The sequence below is a fragment of the Aquimarina discodermiae genome (assembly GCF_040786235.1).
Lineage (GTDB): Bacteria > Bacteroidota > Bacteroidia > Flavobacteriales > Flavobacteriaceae > Aquimarina.
Map to the genome: position 1 here is coordinate 5,239 of NZ_JBFMKP010000016.1, position 3,098 is coordinate 8,336.

Genomic DNA, 3,098 nt, shown 5'->3' on the forward strand with positions numbered 1-3,098 from the left:
AAATAATAATAGTGTAGTCGGGCTTTTCCCGAAAACATTATTCGACATGTTTCCACAAGGAAGCAGTGCGGTGTTCGATAAAAAACAATAAGGTGTTCACGACTTTTTTCGTGAACAAGGTATGGCAAGACCGGCGTGACGAAGGAACACCTTTGTACAGCTTATTACAAAAGCCCTTTTCGGGCTGATGTGATAATAATAAATCAGAGCGTAGCGACTCACTTGGCTATTTATGCAACAAAAAATCCCGAACCTTTCGATTCGGGATTGTGTTTTAGTAAAGCTTTAACCTCTAGGTTTTCTACTTGTATGTAACACAGCATGAACATATACTGTGGTATCTTCTATCGTATAATGAACTCCATAACGGAAGCGATCTGTAAATGCAATTCTAATATCTTTATACCGCTTTTGGAAGTTATTGGGATCTGTTTCTATTCTGCTAAGAACTTCATCTATTTTTATAAATAATTCTGATGATAACTCTGTGTTTTCCTCATACCATTCAAGAGCCTCTGTAATATCCAGTTCTGCTCCCGGTTTAACAACTAGATTATATCCCATGCTTTGCTTGAAGATCAGTTTTTATATCTTTCCAACTTCTTCCACTATTTGGGTTTGCTTTGTGATCTGCTAACCGTTGATCTAATATTTTTTTATGGTCATCTGATACCTCATAAGATGGTTCACTTACTTTTCGTCTATATTGTAACATATTTTTAAAGGCTTCAATAAGGGTAGGATCCTTTACATCTTTCAACTCTTCTAATATCCATTTGATATCTGCCTGTAAGTCCATAACATTCATTTTAATATTCATAACAAAGATAGTTTATAATATACATATTTTTTAAATTCCCGTTTCTGATTCATATAATTTGTGTAATTCAAAGAGTTTTATCTAAACAGTTTACACTAAAATTTGTTTCTTCTTTTTGATGTATAGATTGTAATATTTTAGATATCCAGTACACACTATCTTTTACACTTCTATTAGTGGTACAATCATCGTCTAACTGGCTTAATAAATTTAAGTTTTCTAATAACGTATGTTGCATATAGCGTAATTCTGCTATATCGGTAATTGTCATTTTTATATAGATTTCTTTTGGTTTCATAGTTGATTAGTTTATAGGATGGGACTTATTAACGATTTCATGTAGGCTTTCTAAATCATCTTGCACATATCTTTCTGTAGAACTGATGTAACGATGCCCTGCCATATATTGTACATGTCGAAGGTTATTGGCAGCTAACCAGTTTACAATCACACTGGATCGTAGTTGACTATAGCTTTTTACCTTACGATTGTAATTCTTTAAGGTTTTGATAATTCTTCTAGTAATACTACGGGTAAGGTTTAAAGTACCATAAAATAATTGCTCATTATTAGTAGTATTGCTTCGTTTTGATAGATATATCCTAGCCTTAGTAGTATATTTTATAAGCTCTAGTATTTGTGAGGGTTGTAATTTTAAAGTTCTTCTATTGCTTCTTCGAGTAGATGGGATGTGTATCTTACCTTTATGAAGTTCTAAGTGTTCTTCTTTTAGTTGATGGATTTCTACAGCAGTGATACCTTGATATACTATGAGCCCTACTATAACCTTGTCTCGCAGTTTGGTTGCTTTAAAAAATATATCATGATGTTTGATATCATAAGAGTAATATAAATCCTCTAGCTCTTCTTCACTTAGTAGATCTTTAATGATGCCTTTACGTGTTCCTCGTATCGTTAAGTTCTCTGCTGGATTTTCTGCCACTTTATTGTTTTCTATAAGCATATCATAATATAACTTGACTGCTCGTAATTCTTGGTTAATAGACTGTCGTTTATACTTTTTGTTTTCTTTTAAATAGGCTACATAAGTCAATAGATTTTTATAGGTTGCCCGTTCTGTTTTAATACCATAAGATGTTGTCCAGTCTTCATATCTTTTTACACGTAAAATATTGATTACAATAGTATTCTCGCTATATCGATGCTTTTCTAAATAAGTTCTGTAATTCATAGCATTATATTTTTAATTCTTTAAGGATATGAGTGTATACTTGTGTACTTTCTAGACTACTATGCCCTAAAAACTGACTGATAGCCTCTATAGGCACTTCACGTTCTAGTAAATGGGTAGCAATACTATGTCGTAGTTTATGAGGGGTGATCTTTTTTTCTATGAGTTCTTCGTTATTGGTTGCCTTAATCATAGCTCGTAAGCGTAGCTTAAAATTTTGCCCTCCCATTCGATTACCTCGATAGTTAATAAACAAAGCTTCATTTTCACTTGCCTTATAAAACTGTGAACGTGCTTCGTATATATAATCCTCTAGTATACGTAGGTTATATGCATTGATCGGTACATAACGTTCTTTGTAATTTTTACCTTGTCGTACAAAGAGTCGTTCTTTATCAAAAAGGATGTCTGCAAGATCTAGGTGTACTGCTTCGTTTCTTCGTAAACCACAACTATAAAGCACTACTAAAATAGCTTTATCCCTAAGTCGTATATGTTCATAAGGGTTACTGTATTCTGTGGCTTTAAAAAGCTGTTTGATTTCTAGCTCTGTTACAATATGGGATGAACTTAATTTGTCTGTTTTCTCAAAACGTAAGTGTATAGATACTCCTTTCTGATCATGCTTTTTTAAATAGGTATTGAACCTTTTTAAGGTACTTAAATGACCATTTATATAATTTTTACTTAATGCCCCTGCTGTATTTTGGTTAGGTCTTTCTTTTAAATAATTAAAGTACCTGGTAACGTTTGCTCTGGTAACTTGATTGATATGTGTAATTTGTTGTTGTTCTAGCCAATAAAAGAACTCTCTCAAGTAAATAGGCGAGTATTTTACAACTGAAGCACTATACCCTAAAATATCCAACCATCGTTTAAATTCAGGCAATAAAGCGTTATAGCTAGGATTTTCTAACTTTAATTTTTTCATCGGTATGTGTTTTTTTGGATTCTTAAGCGAAGTACAGATAAGTAACTGTATTTCTTTGTATTATCCTCGCAAGTAGTAGGGTTTCGAGTTGGTTGCGGTTCACGGGTTATTTTGTCACCAACCCTAGTTCTATTTGTTGTAAACAACCTTTTAAA

The 3,098-nt window shown here is 32.8% G+C and carries 5 protein-coding genes; all 5 read right to left on the reverse strand.

The window, feature by feature from the left end; translation table 11 throughout:
- Nucleotides 1-285: 285 nt before the first annotated feature.
- Nucleotides 286-564, reverse strand: coding sequence for a type II toxin-antitoxin system RelE/ParE family toxin (locus tag ABW636_RS11495; protein WP_367590146.1), 279 nt, complete (start codon nucleotides 562-564; stop codon nucleotides 286-288).
- The gene (locus ABW636_RS11500) at nucleotides 554-820 is read right to left on the reverse strand and encodes an addiction module protein (protein ID WP_367590147.1); all 267 of its coding nucleotides are present in this window, start codon (nucleotides 818-820) and stop codon (nucleotides 554-556) included. The genes ABW636_RS11495 and ABW636_RS11500 overlap by 11 nt, the downstream gene beginning before the upstream one ends.
- A gap of 67 nt (nucleotides 821-887) precedes the next feature.
- Nucleotides 888-1,118 carry a hypothetical protein gene (locus ABW636_RS11505; RefSeq protein WP_367590148.1) on the reverse strand — a complete coding sequence of 77 codons (231 nt, stop codon included), beginning with the start codon at nucleotides 1,116-1,118 and terminating at the stop codon, nucleotides 888-890.
- A 6-nt stretch (nucleotides 1,119-1,124) separates the two neighbouring features.
- Nucleotides 1,125-2,012, reverse strand: a complete 888-nt coding sequence (locus ABW636_RS11510; protein WP_367590149.1) for a tyrosine-type recombinase/integrase — start codon at nucleotides 2,010-2,012, stop codon at nucleotides 1,125-1,127.
- A 4-nt stretch (nucleotides 2,013-2,016) separates the two neighbouring features.
- Nucleotides 2,017-2,943, reverse strand: a complete 927-nt coding sequence (locus tag ABW636_RS11515) for a tyrosine-type recombinase/integrase (protein WP_367590150.1) — start codon at nucleotides 2,941-2,943, stop codon at nucleotides 2,017-2,019.
- Between the last annotated feature and the right edge of the window lie 155 nt (nucleotides 2,944-3,098).

Bases quoted from the DNA above. Each gene is read 5' to 3' on its own strand.
- ABW636_RS11495 (WP_367590146.1), bottom strand. From the start codon at position 564: ATGGGATATAATCTAGTTGTTAAACCGGGAGCAGAACTGGATATTACA.
- ABW636_RS11500 (WP_367590147.1), bottom strand. From the start codon at position 820: ATGAATATTAAAATGAATGTTATGGACTTACAGGCAGATATCAAATGG.
- ABW636_RS11505 (WP_367590148.1), bottom strand. From the start codon at position 1,118: ATGAAACCAAAAGAAATCTATATAAAAATGACAATTACCGATATAGCA.
- ABW636_RS11510 (WP_367590149.1), bottom strand. From the start codon at position 2,012: ATGAATTACAGAACTTATTTAGAAAAGCATCGATATAGCGAGAATACT.
- ABW636_RS11515 (WP_367590150.1), bottom strand. From the start codon at position 2,943: ATGAAAAAATTAAAGTTAGAAAATCCTAGCTATAACGCTTTATTGCCT.